Source organism: Pseudomonas sp. BF-R-24 (genome assembly GCF_019947335.1).
Classification (GTDB): Bacteria; Pseudomonadota; Gammaproteobacteria; order Pseudomonadales; family Pseudomonadaceae; genus Aquipseudomonas; species Aquipseudomonas jessenii.
The window spans coordinates 147,305-161,733 of the sequence record NZ_JAGYGG010000006.1; the positions used below are offsets into that span (position 1 = coordinate 147,305).

Annotated in this window: 12 protein-coding genes; 6 read left to right on the forward strand and 6 right to left on the reverse strand. The window is 59.3% G+C overall.

Going from position 1 to position 14,429, the window contains the following annotated elements; translation table 11 throughout:
- Positions 1 to 26: 26 nt before the first annotated feature.
- The 6 genes from KGA98_RS07220 to yaaA form a co-directional block, all read right to left on the reverse strand.
- Complete coding sequence (locus KGA98_RS07220; protein WP_150814297.1) at positions 27 to 1,511, reverse strand: alginate export family protein; 1,485 nt, start codon at positions 1,509 to 1,511, stop codon at positions 27 to 29.
- On the reverse strand, positions 1,508 to 3,019 hold the full coding sequence (gene algK / locus KGA98_RS07225) for an alginate biosynthesis TPR repeat lipoprotein AlgK (RefSeq protein WP_411736658.1): 1,512 nt from the start codon (positions 3,017 to 3,019) through the stop codon (positions 1,508 to 1,510). Before algK ends, KGA98_RS07220 begins: the two co-directional genes overlap by 4 nt.
- Before the next feature lie 9 nt (positions 3,020 to 3,028).
- A complete protein-coding gene (locus KGA98_RS07230) occupies positions 3,029 to 4,198 on the reverse strand; it encodes an alginate biosynthesis protein Alg44 (RefSeq protein ID WP_057713387.1) in 1,170 nt (389 codons plus the stop codon).
- A 36-nt stretch (positions 4,199 to 4,234) separates the two neighbouring features.
- Positions 4,235 to 5,716 (reverse strand): mannuronan synthase, encoded by a 1,482-nt coding sequence (gene alg8 / locus KGA98_RS07235; protein WP_154909486.1) that lies wholly within the window; start codon positions 5,714 to 5,716, stop codon positions 4,235 to 4,237.
- 95 nt (positions 5,717 to 5,811) lie between these two features.
- Complete coding sequence (locus tag KGA98_RS07240; RefSeq protein ID WP_057713389.1) at positions 5,812 to 7,128, reverse strand: nucleotide sugar dehydrogenase; 1,317 nt, start codon at positions 7,126 to 7,128, stop codon at positions 5,812 to 5,814.
- Between the two features lie 810 nt (positions 7,129 to 7,938).
- Entirely contained in the window at positions 7,939 to 8,718 is a 780-nt protein-coding gene (gene yaaA, locus KGA98_RS07245) for a peroxide stress protein YaaA (RefSeq protein ID WP_057713390.1), read from the reverse strand.
- 267 nt (positions 8,719 to 8,985) lie between these two features.
- On the opposite strand from yaaA, the gene KGA98_RS07250 reads away from it, so the two are divergent.
- From KGA98_RS07250 to KGA98_RS07275, 6 genes are all read left to right on the forward strand, one after another.
- Entirely contained in the window at positions 8,986 to 10,110 is a 1,125-nt protein-coding gene (locus KGA98_RS07250; RefSeq protein ID WP_223501931.1) for a polysaccharide deacetylase family protein, read from the forward strand.
- Positions 10,111 to 10,446: 336 nt separating this feature from the next.
- On the forward strand, positions 10,447 to 11,841 hold the full coding sequence (locus KGA98_RS07255; protein ID WP_008050144.1) for a PhoH family protein: 1,395 nt from the start codon (positions 10,447 to 10,449) through the stop codon (positions 11,839 to 11,841).
- 245 nt (positions 11,842 to 12,086) lie between these two features.
- Entirely contained in the window at positions 12,087 to 12,560 is a 474-nt protein-coding gene (moaC, locus tag KGA98_RS07260) for a cyclic pyranopterin monophosphate synthase MoaC (protein ID WP_057713392.1), read from the forward strand.
- Positions 12,557 to 12,799: a molybdopterin converting factor subunit 1 gene (gene moaD, locus KGA98_RS07265; protein WP_223501932.1), complete on the forward strand. Its 243-nt coding sequence runs from the start codon at positions 12,557 to 12,559 to the stop codon at positions 12,797 to 12,799. The genes moaC and moaD overlap by 4 nt, the downstream gene beginning before the upstream one ends.
- A gap of 3 nt (positions 12,800 to 12,802) precedes the next feature.
- Positions 12,803 to 13,255, forward strand: a complete 453-nt coding sequence (moaE, locus tag KGA98_RS07270) for a molybdopterin synthase catalytic subunit MoaE (RefSeq protein ID WP_007989960.1) — start codon at positions 12,803 to 12,805, stop codon at positions 13,253 to 13,255.
- A 305-nt stretch (positions 13,256 to 13,560) separates the two neighbouring features.
- On the forward strand, positions 13,561 to 14,337 hold the full coding sequence (locus KGA98_RS07275; RefSeq protein WP_150814303.1) for an ABC transporter substrate-binding protein: 777 nt from the start codon (positions 13,561 to 13,563) through the stop codon (positions 14,335 to 14,337).
- Positions 14,338 to 14,429 lie beyond the last annotated feature (92 nt).

Here is a 14,429-nt window from a genome sequence, read left to right on the forward strand (position 1 = left end):
CTGGAAGACTCCCTTCGCAATGTGCATCAGAAGCGCCAGATCACGTCGATGAACGCGCGGTGCATGTACGAATCGACTTCCTTGCCGTACGCATCGCCTGGCTTGAACACGCCGCCACGAAAGCGCACCAGGGCCGAAGGCTCATCGATCGCCTGACTCATCGAAGCTGGCAACAGGCCTTGCTTGAAGTACTTGGTCACCACCAGGTCCATTTCCTGACCGAGGTCTTTCTCGCCATCGTTCAGTGGCAGGGACGTACTGGAGAGGATCGCGCCAGTCACGTCATCGGTATTGTTCTGCACAGCGTCGATGCCGTTGCTGCCGACCGGCTTGTTGCCGTCGACGCGCCAGAATTTGTGGTAGATCAGGCTGGCGTCGTATTCGTCGTTGAGCATCCACGAACCGAACAGAGTGGCGCTCTGCATGTTGTTCATTTCGCCACGGAAGGCCTCGCCGAAACGGTGCACGCGCGAGCGGGTACCGGTGTAGTTCGAGCGGTTACTTTCCAGACCGTTCTGTTCATAGTCTTCGCTGGCGCGGGCGTAGGCCGCACCGACTTGCCATTGCGGATCGAGGCGCAGGCGAACACCCAGATCGGTGGCCCAGCCATCGACATCGCCGCTGCGCTTGGCTTGTGCGGGAGCGGTGCCATCGGCGTTCAGCGGATTGACCGTGTCGCGGTCGCCGCTCATGCCGGTGATGCTGCCCCAGTAGTTGACTGTGTTGGTATTGCGCCAGTTGTAGGCGTCGCTGTCGGCGGTGAGGCCGAGCCAGCTGATGTCGCCGTTTTGTTTTTTGTCCAGCGAATCGCTCGGCACGCCCGGTTGTGCGTAGTCGAGTTTGCCGTCGTCGTGGGTGTGATGACCGCGGATGCCCACCCAGTTGCCCGGTGTCCACTGGTACGCCGCATCGGCGTAAGCGTGCAGGCGATCCTTGTCCTCTGGTGCGAGCTCCTTGAGGTCGGTGCGGTACTCGCTGAAGCGTTCGGCGATACCGACGTTGGCGCGCAGCAGGGTGGTGTCGAAGGTCCAGTTAAGGGCTTCGATGTTGGTGTCGCGCCATTGGCCGTCGTCATTGCGCAGGCGCTGGCGACCGAACTTCAGGATCTCGCCGGGGTAGGGCGTGAAGCCGCTGTAGCCGACCCAGAACTCACGCATCGCCAGGTAGTTTTTCTTGGTCTCGCGATCACCATTGTCGGTGTTCTCGGCGCCATCGGATTGTTGCAGGGTGTCGGTCTCGATGATGTCGGTGGACGTCACTGCCTGACCCATGGCGTAGGCGCTCCACGCGCCGCTTTCGCCATAGACCCACGGACGCAGGTCGAGACCGACGCCGTTGACGTCGCCGCCGTCGGCGGTGCCGAGGTCACGGTCGTCTTCGGACTGGCCGGTGATTTTTACGTCCAGGCCGAAGTTCTTGGTTTCTTCAGTCATCGCAGCCAGCGTCGGGCAAGACCAGATCAGCGCGAATGTCAGGCCGATGCCGGCCTTCATGAATGGATTCAACTTCATTGGGATTCCTCGCCATCTTCTTCTTGCAGGGCATGCAGTTCCGGCGTGTTCGGGCTCAGGGCACCGCGCACGGCCTGTTCTTGTTTCAACAGGCGTTGGGCCTCGGCCAACCGGTCGGGCGGCAGTTGCGTTTGGATTGTTTGCGCAAGCTCGGTGGCTTGCGGAGTGTTCTGGGCCAAGGCCAGTTGGCTGAAGACATAGGCGTTCAGCGGATCCGGCTTGGTGCCCTTGCCTTGGGAAAACAGTTGGGCGATGGCGAAGTCGGCGCTGTTCTGGCCGTTGCGCGCAGCGGTCAACAGATGGTCGAGGGCCTTCTGCGGATAGACCTTGCCCAGGTAGCCACGGCGATAAATCTGGCCGAGGTAGTAATCGGCAGCGACTTCACGGCCGACGGCTTTCTGGAAATGCGCTTCGGCGACCTTGGCGTCGGCCGGCACCAGTTTGCCTTCGAAGTAGAGCTTGCCCAGCAACAGTTCGGCGCGGGGCTGGTCGGCGGCGCGGCCGTTGTCCAGGTACTTCATCATCTGGTCGACGTCGCCCAGTTCGGGGAAGTCGTAGAGCAGTTGCGCGAGGGAGACCCACGACGCCGGGTAGCCCGGTGCGATCGGCTCTAGCAGCGACTGCGCGGTTTTCTCGTCGGTCTTGCCCAGGGAGGCATCGGCGAGCACGCGGGCGACGCTGTCGACGCGCTGCGCGGAAACGGTGCCGTGTGCGTGCGCCGCTTGCATCTGCTTGATCAGCTCGGCCTGTTGCTCTGGCTTGGCCTGTTTCTGATAGACCGTGGCCAGTTCGACGTAGCAGATGTCGCTGGTGTTGAGCGCGGCCTTGCAGATTTTTTCCACGTCATCCAGATGCTGGTCGTAGGTGCCCTGGGTGCGATAGAGCAGCACCTGCGCCAGACCCGCTTCCGGCTTGCCTTCGGCGCGCCATTGGCTGATCTGCTGCTGGGCATTCACGTTGGGGAAGCTGTGCGGGTATTGCAGGTACAGCATCGCCAACGGGATCAGCGTATTGCCTTCGCCCGCCGCAGCGGCTTTTTTCAACAGGGTTTCGGCTTCGTGTTGTTCCGCTTCGGTGGAGCCGGGCTTGGCCACCAGCAGACGACCGAGGCGTGCCTGGGCGCGCGGCGAAACGCTGGCCGCGGCGCGGTAAGTCGCCTCGGCCTGTTTCATCTGCGCCGGGTCACGGCTGTCGACCTGGAGATCGGCCAGGCCGACCTGGGCTTCGCTGTAGCCCAGGTCGGCCAGTTGCCGGTAGTTCTGTGCGGCGGTGGCGGTATCGCCACGTTTGAGCGCTTCGTTGGCCAGGCGCTGGTCGGGCAGGCCGGCGCAGCCGGCCAGGCTCACCGCCAATGCCACAGCACACAGAGACCCCATGTGGGAGCGGGCTTGCTCGCGAAAGCGGTGTGTCATCCCACATTGATGTTGAATATTAAACCGCATTCGCGAGCAAGCCCGCTCCCACAGGGGCTGCGGCGTGTTTTGAATTTTTGTGATAGTCACAGGCATGTCCTCGACTTAAAGACCAACAGCCATGGCTTTGTCGATCAGCCAGTTCAGGTTCGGGCCACGGTCGCTGTTCACTTCCACCGGGCGGCCGGCGAGGGAGCTGTCCAGGGTTTCGTCCGGCTGGATCAGCACGCGGATGTCCGAAGACAGGTCGGCGCTTTTCAGGCTGGTGCTGCTGACGATCTTGCCGGTGCGGCTCTTGTCCTCGCCGGCGATCTGGAAGCGCACCGAAGTACCCGGGCGCACGTCGCCGAACTGGCGATAGGAGAAGCGCGCTTCAACATTGGCTTCGCTGTTACGCGGCACCAGTTGGAAGATCACGTCGCCCTTGCTGGCGTACTGACCGTTGGCGACCATTTGCTGGGCCACGGTGCAGTCGCAAGGCGAGGTCAGGGTGCCGGTCATCTGCTTGCCGAACAGTTCTTCAACCTTGGCCGGTTGCAGTTGGTCTTCGTCCAGATGGCCCTTGAGCACGTCGAGCATGCTGGTGCTGAAGGTCGCCAGCGGTGCGCCCTTGGCGGCCACGCCGTCGGCTTTCACCAGGCTCTGCACGGTGCCGTCGCGAGGCATGGTGATGTTCACGCCCGGCACGCTGACCAGACCGGCCTGGGCGTGGCTGACGAAGTACATGCCGTACACCGATTTGAAGACAAAGCCGAATGCGGCCACGCCGACAACGAAGATCCCCAGGCTGAAGGTCACGGCTTTCAGGCGTCCGAACGCGGACATGCCGTGGCCGCCGTCCTTGACCTTGCGCGCCTTGGTGAAGTTGTCGCGCTGCAGGGTCGCCAGCATTTCACCCACGCTGACGATGTCGCCAGCCAGGTGCGAAGTGATCAGATGGCGCAGGGTCGAGATGTCCCGTGGTTCCAGGTTCTGGAACTGGCAGCCGGCGCGTCCGGTCTCGCGATCGAAGGAGCGGACCTGCAACTCGACGTCCATGGCCAGGCCGAGGTTGTCGATGACGAATTGCAGGCGGGCCTTGTACACGTCACCCATCTTCAGCGGCAATTGACCGGCGTTGAACGCCAGGCCACCGGCGGACAGGTCGATCACACGGGCTTCGACCGGCGTCCGGTCAGGGCCGAAGAAACGCAACTTGGCCGGGATTTTCACTCGGGCGTGTTGGCGCTGGGCTTCGGATTCATGCACTACGTTGGCGTTGACGGCGGTATTCATAAAGGCGATTTCCTGGTTAATTCAATAAGGGGGCGGTCAGACCATCAACAGCAGCACGGCGACAAAAATGCTGCCGGCAGAGAAGGTCATGGTCCGAGACGACCAGGTGTTGAACCAACGTTGAAAGCTGGCGAGATCACGGGTCAGAGACGTGGGTTGGCGGGTCCAGGACTGTTGGTCGAGGCGGAAGAACACGTAGATCTTCACCAGCGCGCCGACGATCTGGTTGTAATAGAGAATCGCCGGGTAAGCCGGGCCGATCCGGTGTCCGGAGCACGACAGCAACAAGGTCAGGATGAACCGGGTGATGCCGATCCACAGCAGGTACACCAGGATGAACGCGGTGCCGTACTTGAAGCTGGCGATCAACGCCACGGTCAGGCCCAGCAGCGAGGTCCACATCGACACGCGCTGGTCGAACAGCACCACCGAAGTGAACACGCCGAGGCGTTTGACCCCCAGGCCCAGGGCACGGGAGTTCTGCCGCAGGTTGTTGCCGTACCAGCGGAACATCAGTTTGCGGCTGGCCTTGATGAAGCTCTTTTCCGGCGGGTGTTCAACGGTGTTGATCGCCGCGTCGGGCACGTAGAACGTGTCGTAGCCCAGGCGCATCAGGCTGAACCAGCTCGACTTGTCATCACCGGTAAGGAACTTGAAGCGACCCAGGCGCCAGTGTTGCAGCGAGTCGCTTTCCACGTCGGCGATGAAGTCCGGGTTGGTGACCACGGTGGCGCGGAACACCGACATGCGGCCAGTCATGGTCAGCACGCGCTTGGACAAGGCCATGGAGCACATGTTGATGTGACGCTGGGCGAAACGCAGCTTGTGCCATTCGCTCATGATGTAGCCGCCGCGCACTTCGCAGAATTCGTTGGTGGTCAGGCCACCGACGTTGCCGAACATCTGGAACCACGGCACGGTCTTGAGCACCACGCCTTCGGCCAGCACGGTGTCGCCATCGATCACCGCGACCACGGCGCGATCATCCGGCAGGTGCCGGGAGATGGCGCGGAAGCCGTAGGCCAGGCCATCGCGTTTGCCGGTGCCGGGAATGCGCACGAAGTCGAGCTTGACCCGGGACGGCGGGTTCATCCGGTTCCACAGGCTTTTGACCAGCAGCTCATCGGACATTTCCACGATGGAGCAGACCACGGTGGTCGGCAGGCCGCAGTCGATGGCTTCGCGGATCACCGAGCTGTAGACCTGCGCGGTGGTCAGGGCGTCGATGCGGAAACTGGTGACCATCAGGAACACGTGGGACGGGTCAGCCGCTTTGCCCAGCTTGCGCACTTTGCGCCGCAGGTGCGGGTAGACGATGTACAGAAAAATCATGCCGCGCACAAAGTGGGTGGCACCCATCGAATAGCGCCAGATACCCACGGCGCCAATCAGGAAAATGAAGTCCTTCGACTCGGAGTCGAACGTGGACACGGGCAACGCCATGGCGAGGCCCATCAGTAAACTCAGGTAGAACAGCCAACCGGCGGCCTGGAGTAGGCCGTGTTTTAGCCTGTGCATAATCGGAATCCTAAAGTCAGTTGCAAGCCCCAAGCTTCAAGCCCCAAGCGAGGAGCTTTGAACTTGCGGCTTGGAGCTTGAAGCTTGCGGCTGCTTTACCAGCAGATACCTTCAGTCCGGCCAGTCACGCTGGTGGCCTTGGACATGAAACCGACCAGGTCGATCACTTGCTTGCCGTGTGGAACTTCCTGCACCAGCGCGCGGAACTTCTCGTCGCGGTTGCCGAGGATGATCACGTCGGAGTTGTTGATCACCGCATCGAAGTCGGAATTGAGCAAGGACGAGACGTGAGGGATCTTCGACTCGATGTAGTCCTTGTTCGCACCGTGAACGCGGGCGTACTCGACGTTGCTGTCGTAGATGCTCAGGTCATAGCCCTTGCCGATCAGCATTTCTGCCAGGTCGACCAGCGGACTTTCGCGCAGGTCGTCGGTGCCCGCCTTGAAGCTCAAGCCCAGCAGGGCGACTTTGCGTTTGTCGTGGCTGGAAACGATGTCGAAAGCGTTCTGCACCTGGGATTCGTTGCTGCGCATCAGCGAGTTGAGCAACGGGGCTTCCACGTCCAGGGAACCGGCGCGGTAGGTCAGGGCACGCACGTCTTTTGGCAGGCACGAGCCGCCGAAGGCGAAGCCTGGGCGCATGTAGTACTGGGACAGGTTGAGGGTCTTGTCCTGGCAGACCACGTCCATCACTTCACGACCGTCGACGCCGACCGCCTTGGCGATGTTGCCGATTTCGTTGGCGAAGGTGACCTTGGTGGCGTGCCACACGTTGCAGGTGTACTTGATCATCTCGGCGACCGCGATGTCCTTGCGGATGATCGGTGCGTCGAGCTCTTCGTACAGCGATTGCAGAACGTCGCCGGACGCCTTGTCGAATTCACCGATGACGGTCATTGGCGGCTGGTCGTAGTCGGCGATGGCGGTGCTTTCGCGCAGGAACTCAGGGTTCACGGCCACGCCGAAATCAACGCCGGCCTTCTTGCCGGAGCAGTCTTCGAGAATCGGGATGACCACATTGGCCACGGTACCCGGCAGTACGGTGCTGCGTACCACGATGGTGTGGCGGGTGGTCTTGTCACGCAGGACAAAACCGATTTCGCGGCACACTGCCTCGATGTAGTTCAGTTCCAGATCGCCGTTCTTCTTGCTCGGTGTGCCCACGCAGATCATCGACAGGTCGGTGTCGCGAATCGCCTCGGCGAAGTTGGTGGTGCCACGCAGACGACCTGTCTGGATGCCTTGGGCCAGAAGTTCACCCAGGCCTGGTTCAACGATCGGCGATTTGCCGGCATTGATCATATCGATCTTGTCTTTGGCCACATCGACGCCAACGACGTCATGGCCCCGTGCAGACAGGCAACCGGCACATACTGCGCCGACGTAACCCAAACCAAAAATGCTGATGCGCATCGCAATTACCTCTGTATTGATCAAGCCATTAGATGGCCGGAGTTAATGGTGTTCAGCGTGTTTTAGTGCACTCGCAAGTGTGCCTTACAGGCACGACAATGCCCTGTGCTGGCATATAAGTTACGAGTGTCTAAATAAATGCACTCAAGGTGTGCGCAACTAGGCCTTGTTATTATGATTTGCCCTGTTATGCAGCCGATCCCTCTTTCGGAGGATGCAGGCGCAACGGCCTTGCACGCCTGATGTCAGGCCGAAAGCCCGTAGATCAAGCGGTTGGGTGCTCGGGTGAGCACGTTTATAGGGGCGCTGTCGTGGCCTTGTAGGGGATAGTCATACCGCGTTATCTCCTGTCCGATTGCTGTTGTCCAAATCGGTGATTAGTCAGCGCAAGTTAATATTACAACTTCGCTACACGAATCGCTTATCTGCGTAAGTTATCTCGTACACGCTCGGCGAGAATCGTTACCGGTGGTATGAGCGGCGCGTTTGGACATAGTTCCAGCCCACTCATCGCGAAATCTGAAATTTCTTGAAATATTGAGAAAGATGGCACTGCTCTCAAATTGATAGCACTTGCCGTTTCGCCCTTTATATATAGGCGGATAATTGGGTCGGATAGTTTTTTGCCACTACTGTTAAAAAAAGTCAGTGCCACTACGCAAAAAAATGATCGAAGTCGAGTGAAACTAAAGTTAGAAAATCAGCTGGTGTTTTTATGGCGCCAAAAAAATGGCGAAATGGCGGGGAAGTCTGAAGTGAATCAAGGGTCGGCGCACGAGGGTTGTGGAGGACGTGCGCCGACCGGATGCATCACTCTGGTGCGTGATCGCGTAGAAACACCAGATTGTCCGGCTTGGACTGTTCGGCGCTGTAGCGATAGCCTTGAACGTCGAACTGCTTGAGGGTGGCCGGGTCGTTAATGCGTTCTTCGATGACGAAGCGACTCATCAAGCCACGGGCCTTTTTCGCGTAGAAGCTGATGATCTTGTACTGGCCGTTCTTCAGGTCCTTGAATTCGGTATTGATGATGCGCGCGTTCAAGGCGTTGCGTTTGACGGCCGAGAAGTACTCGTTGGACGCCAGGTTGAGCAGCACGTCATCGCCTTGATCGACCAGGGCTTCGTTCAGCCATTCGCTGATGCGCGTGCCCCAGAAGGCATACAAATCCTTACCCCGAGCGTTGGCCAGTTTGGTGCCCATTTCCAGTCGATAGGGTTGCATCAGGTCCAGCGGGCGCAGCAGGCCATAGAGGCCCGAGAGCATGCGCAGGTGTTTTTGGGCGTAATCGAAATCGGCTTCGCTGAGGGTTTGCGCATTCATGCCGGTGTACACATCGCCCTTGAAGGCCAGCAGCGCCTGCTTGGCGTTTTCCGGGGTGAACGCGGGCGTCCAGCTGCCGAAACGCGCGGCGTTGAGCCCGCCGATCTTGTCGGAAACGTGCATCAATTCGCTGATTTGCGCGGGCGTCAGCTCGCGCAATTGCAGGATCAACTCCTGGGAGTGGTCGAGGTACTGCGGCTGGGTGAAGCGCTGGGTCGCCGGCGGTGTTTCATAGTCGAGGGTCTTGGCGGGTGAAATCACCATCAGCATGAAGTCGTCTCCTTTAATCGTGTCGGCGATTCTAGGGGGTTGTCCTCGTTGACTCCAGCTATCGCGTCCATAGGTGATGGCCGGTTCGCCACCAACCCCTTGTGGGAGCGGGCTTGCTCGCGAATGCGGTATGACATTCAGCGAAAATGTCGACTGATACACCGCTTTCGCGAGCAAGCCCGCTCCCACAGGGGGGGCAGTGTTGCTGCGGGAGTTGAGTGTGGATCAGCTATAGTGCCGCGCGGGTTTTGTTATGGAGACATCCCATTGCGTATCGCTTTTCTCATTTCGATCTGGCTACTGAGCTTCGGCGCCATCGCGGCTCCGGGCGATGTGGCGACGCTCGATCGCAGCACCTGGCCGGAGAAACTCGGCAACCCGACACTGTTCGACGTGGCGTCCAGGGCCGAGATCCTCATGTTTTCCAGTGTCCTGTTGGCCAGCGAGTCGCTGGATGAGCCCGCCCTGGCCCAGCGCCTGGGCCTGCGCACGATCAATCTGGAGTCGGTCGACCGGGTTCGTCAGCGCATGTGGCAACGGCTGCTGGCCAACTACAACTTCGCCCAACAGAGTTGCGACCAGGATGCCTCCTTCTGTTTTCTGGTCGAAGACATGCCCACCTTGCGCGAGCAGGCTGCCAAATTCCAGGTCGGCGCAGACAGCTATTACATCAAGTGGGCCGAGCCGAGCCGTGCGTTCCACACCCAGTACCTGGACGAACAGTTGCGCAAGGCCGCTTTGTTCCCGCAAACCAGCAGCGAAGTCGATCATTTTGGCGACTATGAGCGCAGCGGCGGCGGGATGCATGACCGGCTGTTTCTGCTGACCTTCGACAGCGCGGCCAACGCCGCACCGGATAACACCGCCTGGGTCGCCGAGTACCTGCGCAAGTCGAACCTGAGCGGGACGTTCTTCGTCCTCGGCAAGGACATCCAGGCCCGTTTGGCCGAACATTCGGTGAGTAACCTGCAAGCGACCTACTCGAGCCAGTGCATCGGCATACAAGGCTGGGAGTTCCGTTCCCACAGCCACTGGCAGGACTGGCAGGACTCGGTGCGCCGCAGTGCCGAACTGGTCAAAAGCAAGTTGCCGGAGAACTACGTGCCCCTGTTCCGTCCGCCCGATGGCCAGCGCCGTTCCGATGCCGAAGGTTTCTTCAAGACTCAGGGGTTGCAGGTAGCGCTGTGGGACATCGACGCCCAGGACGGTGCCGGCAAACTCAAGGGCAACCCGAGTGCGCAACGGGTGCTGACCCTGATGCTGCTGTGGCGGCACGGAGTGATCAATTTCAATGTGAAACAGGATGCAGTGAAAACGGCGTTGCCGTGGCTGGTCACGCAAACGGCGCCTGTCGGGATCGGCTGGGAGGATTGCCAGGATGCGTTTCGCTGAAAATGACAAAACCCCGTAAACATTGGGTTTTTGGCAATTTTGGAAGGGGATTCGTTGCAGGTGGACTTCCGACTTTAAACGGGTGATGGCAGTCCGCCAAGTGTTATTGGTCACTCTGAAAAATAAACTTCAAAAAAGCGTCAAAGTACTTTTTTCTGTCACACGTTTTGGAGTATTACGAAGACAGACCGCCGAAACCTGCAACACAGGTGGCGTCTTCCAAGACCCCGCATGTATGCAGAACACTTGAGTCCCCGCAGGTGTATTCGGCAGTCACTTCGAGGCGCAGCACCGTCAAGGTATTGCGTCGAATGGCTCCCACAAAGGTGACCGAGTATGGATGATCACGGACGTAGCTCTTCTTCCAACCAGCCAATCCTTTATGTACTCGATACCAACGTATTGATTCACGATCCAAACGCGCTGCTTAACTTCGAAGAACACCACGTCGCGATCCCGATGACCGTGCTTGAAGAGCTCGACAAGCTCAAGAGCGGGCATCACAGCGTAGCCGCCGAATGCCGCCAGGCCATCCGCCTGATCGACAAGACTCTGGGCGATGCCTCACCCGAGGACGTCGAGCAGGGTGTGCCGATCCAGCGTGGCAAAAGCGGACCCAAGGGTTTGCTGTCAATTCTGATGAGCAAGCATGCCGAGCCGAACCTGATTCTGCCCGAGCACCTGAACGACAACAAAATCATCAATCAACTGATCGACCTGCACGCGCGCGATCCGAAGAAGCCCGTGGTGCTGGTCACCAAAGACATCAACATGCGCCTCAAGGCGCGCGCCTGCGGAATCGCGGCCGAGGACTACAGCACCGACCAACTGGTCGATGACGTGTCCTTGCTGCCCAATGGCTACCACAACATGACCGGCTCTTTCTGGGACCGCGTGAGCAAGGTCGAAACCCGTCAGGACCACGGCCGCACCTGGCATCAGGTGCAATTGATCGACAACCTGCCAGCGGTGCACATCAACGAATTCATCATTGATGAACAGGGCTTTGTCGGCTGGATCAAGGAGATTGAAGAGGACCGCTTGCTGATCCTCGACCTGCACCAGGAACCGCTGCTGCACCAGGAAGCCTGGGGCCTCAAGCCGCGTGATATCTATCAGAGCCTGGCGTTGTACGCCTTGCTCGATCCGGATATCCATCTGGTCAACCTGTCGGGTGCCGCGGGTTCGGGTAAAACCATCCTGGCGCTGGCCGCTGCGATCGAGCAGACCATGGTCAGCAAACGTTATCGCCGCATCATCGCTACCCGTAGCGTGCAGGGCCTGGATCAGGAAATCGGCTTCCTGCCCGGTACCGAGGCGGAAAAAATGGAGCCGTGGCTGGGCGCCATCACCGACAACCTCGAAGCCTTGCACATGGATGACGAAAGCACCCATGGCAGCGTCGACTACATCCTCAGCAAAGTGCCGTTGCAGTTCAAATCCCTCAACTACATCCGGGGCCGCAGCTTCCAGCAGAGCCTGATTCTGATCGACGAATGCCAGAACCTCACGCCGCACCAGATGAAAACCATCATCACCCGTGCCGGTGCCGGTTCCAAAGTGGTGTGCCTGGGCAACCTGGCACAGATCGACACCCCTTACCTGTCCGCGACCAGCTCCGGGCTGACCTACCTCACTGAACGCTTCAAGGACTTCCCGAACGGGGTGCACATCACCTTGCAAGGGGTACCACGTTCGATCCTGGCCGAATACGCCGAATCGCATTTGTAATCGCTTCATCGAAACCGGGCGGCCTCATAGCCGCCCGGTTTTTCATGTCCGACACAAAACCCTTGTAGGAGCGAGCCTGCTCGCGATGGACGTCAACGATAACGCGTGTTGTCTGAATGCCCGCGTTGTTCCTGCGTTTTTCGCGAGCAGGCTCGCTCCTGCAGGGGATGTGTGACCCGATAATCGTGCGTGCGGAAAATTGACCCGCAGGTTTACAATCGACGCTCCTGATCAGGAGTAATCCCGTGCTGACTCATCTCGATTCCCAAGGTCGCGCCAACATGGTCGACGTCACTGAAAAAGCTGTGACGTTCCGTGAGGCGACCGCTCAAGCGCTGGTGCGCATGCTGCCCGAAACCCTGCAGATGATTGTCAGTGGCGGCCACCCCAAGGGTGATGTGTTTGCCGTGGCACGCATTGCCGGTATCCAGGCGGCGAAGAAAACCAGCGATCTGATTCCCCTGTGCCATCCGCTGATGCTGACCGGAGTCAAGGTCGAGCTCAGTGCCGAAGGCGAGGATTCGGTGCGCATCGTGGCGCGTTGCAAGCTGTCAGGGCAGACCGGCGTCGAGATGGAGGCCCTGACCGCCGCCAGCGTCGCCGCGCTGACGATCTACGACATGTGCAAGGCCGTGGACCGTGGCATGACCATCGAAAGCGTGCGTTTGCTGGAGAAGGTCGGCGGCAAGAGCGGACATTTCCAGGCGGAGCAGTCATGAACGTTACCGTAAAGTTTTTCGCCCGTTATCGTGAAGCGTTGGGTCTGGATTCGGTGAAAGTAGAAGGCAACTTCACCACCGTCGACGACGTCCGCGCACTGTTGGCCCAACGTGACGGTGCCGAGGTGTTGAGTGAGCAGAACCTGATGTGCGCCCGCAACGAAGACCTGTGCCAGCTCGACGAACCGGTCAGCGACGGCGATGAAGTGGCGTTCTTTCCGACTGTGACCGGAGGCTGAACCATGGCGATTCGCGTGCAGTCCACGGCGTTCGACCCTGGGGCCGAAGTCAACGCCATGCACGATGCCAATGTCGGCGTGGGTGCAGTGGTGAGTTTTGTCGGCTACGTGCGCGACTTCAATGACGGCCTCGACGTCGCCGGGATGTTCCTCGAACACTATCCCGGCATGACTGAAAAAGCGTTGGGCAAGATCGCCATCGAGGCAGAGCAGCGCTGGCCGCTGCTCAAGCTGGAAGTGCTGCACCGCATCGGCGCCCTGGAGCCGGGCGAGCCGATTGTCTTCGTCGGCGCGGCCAGCGCCCATCGTCAGGCGGCATTCGACGCCTGCGCCTTTGTCATGGATTACCTGAAAACCCGTGCGCCGTTCTGGAAGAAAGAAAACACCAGTGACGGGCCGCGTTGGGTCGAGGGGCGTGACAGTGATCATGCGGCGGCGGATCGCTGGAAGCAGTAGTTTCTGCGGCGTTCTTTAGTCCGTCTTCGCGGGCAAGCCCGCTCCCACAGGGTTCTGCGTCGTACACAAAGTTTGTGTTCATCCAGATCCACTGTGGGAGCGAGCTTGCTCGCGATGAGGCCTTTCGATTCAACCAATCACTCCCGGATTCACCACCCGACCATCGGCCGGAACGGGCTGCATTTACCTCATTGACGGTTCATACATAAAAGTCCAGTATGGAATTATAAGTACAAAAAAGTTTCCACCCGTTTCAGCTTTTTCTTCTGTCTTGCCAAACCAACAACAACCGCGAGAAAACGAACATGAAGAAGTTCCCCCTCATCACCGGTCTGGCCCTGAGCCTGTTGGCGTGCAGCTCTGTGTTCGCCGCCGAGAAAACCCTGCGCATCGGTATCGAAGCGGCGTATCCACCGTTCGCCTCGAAAACCGACAAAGGCGAAATCGTCGGTTTCGACTATGACATCGGCAATGCCTTGTGCGCACAGATGAAGGCCAAGTGTGTGTGGGTCGAAGGTGAGTTCGATGGTCTGATTCCGTCCCTGAAGGTGAAGAAAATCGACATGGCGCTGTCGTCCATGACCATCAATGAAGACCGCAAGAAGTCGGTGGACTTCACCCACAAGTACTATTTCACTTCGTCGCGTCTGGTGATGAAGGACGGCGCGGTGGTGGATGACCAGTACGCCAGCCTCAAGGGCAAGACTGTCGGTGTGCAGCGCGCCACCACCACCGACCGTTACGCCTCCGAGGTGTTCGAGCCCAAGGGCATCAACGTCAAGCGCTACAGCAACAACGAAGAAATCTACATGGACCTGGCCGCCGGTCGCCTCGACGCGATTTTTGCCGACACCATTCCACTGAATGACTTCCTGTCGATGCCCCGTGGCAAGGGTTACGCCTTTGTCGGGCCGGAGCTCAAAGATCCGAAATATGTGGGCGAGGGTGCCGGGATTGCAGTGCGCAAGGGCAACACCGAGTTGGTCAGCGAGCTGAACACGGCCATTGATGGCATTCGCGCCAGTGGTGAGTACCAGAAGATTTCGGACAAGTACTTCAAGTCCGACATTTACGGCGACTGATAGTCCGCTTTCGCGAGCAAGCCCGCTCCCACAATGGATCTCTATCAAACACAGATTTTGTGTTCGACGCAGAACCAGTGTGGGAGCGGGCT

Bases quoted from the DNA above. Each gene is read 5' to 3' on its own strand.
- KGA98_RS07255 (WP_008050144.1), top strand. From the start codon at position 10,447: ATGGATGATCACGGACGTAGCTCTTCTTCCAACCAGCCAATCCTTTAT.
- alg8 (WP_154909486.1), bottom strand. From the start codon at position 5,716: ATGCACAGGCTAAAACACGGCCTACTCCAGGCCGCCGGTTGGCTGTTC.
- algK (WP_411736658.1), bottom strand. From the start codon at position 3,019: ATGCCTGTGACTATCACAAAAATTCAAAACACGCCGCAGCCCCTGTGG.
- KGA98_RS07230 (WP_057713387.1), bottom strand. From the start codon at position 4,198: ATGAATACCGCCGTCAACGCCAACGTAGTGCATGAATCCGAAGCCCAG.
- moaE (WP_007989960.1), top strand. From the start codon at position 12,803: ATGGCGATTCGCGTGCAGTCCACGGCGTTCGACCCTGGGGCCGAAGTC.
- KGA98_RS07240 (WP_057713389.1), bottom strand. From the start codon at position 7,128: ATGCGCATCAGCATTTTTGGTTTGGGTTACGTCGGCGCAGTATGTGCC.
- yaaA (WP_057713390.1), bottom strand. From the start codon at position 8,718: ATGCTGATGGTGATTTCACCCGCCAAGACCCTCGACTATGAAACACCG.
- moaD (WP_223501932.1), top strand. From the start codon at position 12,557: ATGAACGTTACCGTAAAGTTTTTCGCCCGTTATCGTGAAGCGTTGGGT.
- KGA98_RS07275 (WP_150814303.1), top strand. From the start codon at position 13,561: ATGAAGAAGTTCCCCCTCATCACCGGTCTGGCCCTGAGCCTGTTGGCG.
- KGA98_RS07220 (WP_150814297.1), bottom strand. From the start codon at position 1,511: ATGAAGTTGAATCCATTCATGAAGGCCGGCATCGGCCTGACATTCGCG.